The following is a 2,764-nucleotide window of genomic DNA, read 5'->3' as shown; positions in this document are numbered from 1 at the left end:
TTGCGTGACGGGCGAAGCCGGGCGCGCAAGGTGCAGCGGCACGGCTGGATGGCTGGGCGTCGCCCGGGTCGATGCCCAGGCGGATCTCGCGGAACGCTTCACAGTGCCAGGTCCATCTGTTCAGCCGCCGGGATTACGACTATGGGAATACCCGGCGTGCGTGAATCGAGCGCATTGTCATGGTCCCGCAGGGTATCGGACATCATTGCGAAGCGGGCGCGATCCGCTTCGCCGCGCCTGACACGGAAATCATCGTCTACCACGTCATTGACCCGTGCCCACTGATTCCACGCGAAACTGCGGCCGAGTCCTACGGTGGTTGACGTGCTAGGGAAGCGGTCGGCTCCACGCACGAGCTCCTCCCATGTCGCACCGAATTCGACCTCATCAAAGCGGCTATGCCGGCCAGTGAGCGCGTTACGCTCTAGGACCAGCGCACGCTCCAGTAGCTCTGGATGGTTCGCGGCAAGCCAGTACAGTTCCCATTGCTTCGAGGCAGGACAGAAGAAGCACGCCGACTTGATCGGCACCATGTCGGCCCCGAGCGCCCACGTGATCGCCTTGACGCAGTCGCGCCGTGTCCACCGAACAAGCTGCAACGGATACACATAATCGAAATCATCGTCCGGGCGCTTCGGCGCTTTCGAGCGGCGCAGATCGGCCGGACCGCAGTCATAGCCGATCAGTTTGACGATCCGTTCATTAGCGGCACGCGTCGAAATCCAAAGCGGATGGGGCAGCCTGGCGTTCGGCCCGGACTTTGCCCCCTTCAGAAACTGGTCCTGAATCGCGGCCTTCCACTTGATACTGCAACTCTTCATGCCGAAAGCCAGCGACGGCAAGGTCTCGTTCGCAAGGCAATTGCCGTATAGGTCCGCGTAGCCTGTGGACGCGAGTGGAATCTTTCGGCACACGTCGATAAGCGGCCATCCCCATTCGCGCAAAACCGTGTTCATGAGGTCAAGGTGTTTGATGGTCTCGGGCTTTTCTCCGCCTGTGTCAGCGAAGGTGATGACGTCGGGGCGGATACCAGCAGCATGAAGCGCTACGAGCATTGCAGTAGAGTCCACACCTGAACCAAAGCATAGGGCCAGCGTCCTGCCCGCCAACGCGCCCCGCAGCGCCTTTATCTGCAACGCCGAAAGGATAGGTGCGCGGGGAACGCTGTCTGCCTGAAACGTGAGCTTTTGCATCGTTCTTCCACGGTTGTCTTTGCTGACCGGATCCCTAGATTCGGAGTCCCGGCCATGCCGGTTTGTGCTGAGTCGGCAGCGTCTCTCGTCGTTGCCGCCGTTCCCCTGAGTTCATCGTCCCGCGATCAAAAGGAGACGCGGCCGGAGCTGGGTCAAGGATTCAGGCGCGGGGTGTGGGGCGGGATGGAGCGAGAGCGACTGACACGGCCCCGTGCGCCTTGACGCAGCGTAGGCTGTGGCTACGATCGCGATAGAGGACGGGGAACCAGGGGGCGGGAATTCGGCACGAAGAGCTGCGACGAAGCGAAACGCCTCGCGCGGCGAGCGCGCACACCGAGCTGCTGCAGGCAGCGAGGCTGGAGGGGATGGCACGCGCCGGGGCGAGTCCGCGGGACGCGGCGCGGCCCCAAGAGCGGACGTGGAATGATTCCGTGACGCGATGCTGTCAGCTTGCGTGACGGGCGAAGCCAGGCGCGCAAGGTGCAGCGGCACGGCTGGACGGCTGTCCCCTACCCTCGCGGCACCGCAAACGAATTCGCCGGCGGGTGCCGGCGATGGTGGACGGGAAAGGTCGTCGTTCAGAACAGAGCGAGCTGTTCCAGCTTCTTGAAGTCGATCGCGGCCGGTTCGGGTGCAGGGGCCGTCACAACCGGCGCCGGACCCCTTGGCTGTGGGTCGTTTTGCGGGGCGTACTGGGTATCCGGGGGATTGAGAAGCGCCAATGCGTCCGCCTCTGCCCGCTCGCGCTCAGTTTCACGCGCGAGACGGGCGCGCCATCCGCCAAGGATGTGCGCAGGGGTGTACCAGTGTCCCCACTCTTCGAGGGAAAGAGCGTTTCCGTGGACAACAACCCCTGGGATGTGTAGCAGGGATAGTTGTAGGTAAGCCATGTGAACGCATCGGGGATCAATGTCGACGCAGATTGCGTGCATCGAATTCTGGTAGTTGATCCCGGCATCGAGCAGCGCATCGGCGTAGGCGATCACCATTCCGCCGGCGCCGCATGCGGGTTCGTTCAGACGAAGGAAGCCCTTTTGCCTGACTTCGGCACCGTCTCCGACCAACACCATCGCCATCAATTTTGACACTTCAAACGGCGTGAAAAACTGGCCAGTTCTCTCGTTGCCAAGCTCGAACATCATGTACAGAGACCCGAGCACGTCTGCCAGTCCACCACGGGGTAATCCGGTCTCTTCGTTGAACGATCCGGCTATCCGCTCCTCGTAGCAGAGAACCAGTTCGCCAAACATCTGCGGGAACAGGGCGACCTCCTCTTTCTTGTACTTGCCGACGATATCGAGGTAACGCGCCTCGCGCTTTTCGTAATGCACCTTGTCGACGGCATTGCTGATCGACAGCGCCGAAAGCTCGATGAAGTCTGAAAATACCTCGTGCGTGTGGCGAGCATAGCTAAGGCTGCGAATCATCTTGACCAGTGCCGTTTGGTGTTGCCCTGCCGTGGTTTCATGCTTGCGTACTGCGCTTTTGTTTGCCATGTCGTTACAGAATTGGTTTGAGCTGACCGGGCCCCTAGATTCAGAAGTCCCGGCCATGCCGGTTTGTGCTGAGTC

At 61.4% G+C, this 2,764-nt stretch carries 2 protein-coding genes; both read right to left on the bottom strand.

Going from position 1 to position 2,764, the window contains the following annotated elements; all coding sequences use genetic code 11:
• Positions 1-98: 98 nt before the first annotated feature.
• Positions 99-1,193 (bottom strand): hypothetical protein, encoded by a 1,095-nt coding sequence (locus M0D67_RS41860; protein WP_266243638.1) that lies wholly within the window; start codon positions 1,191-1,193, stop codon positions 99-101.
• Positions 1,194-1,771: 578 nt separating this feature from the next.
• On the bottom strand, positions 1,772-2,764 hold a 993-nt coding region (locus M0D67_RS41855; RefSeq protein ID WP_308112636.1), incomplete at its 5' end, for an N-6 DNA methylase.

Source organism: Paraburkholderia sp. SECH4 (assembly GCF_030511745.1).
GTDB classification, from domain to species: Bacteria; Pseudomonadota; Gammaproteobacteria; order Burkholderiales; family Burkholderiaceae; genus Paraburkholderia; species Paraburkholderia madseniana.
The sequence above is the reverse complement of the archived record's forward strand: the minus strand, read 5'-3'. Positions and strand labels throughout refer to the sequence as shown.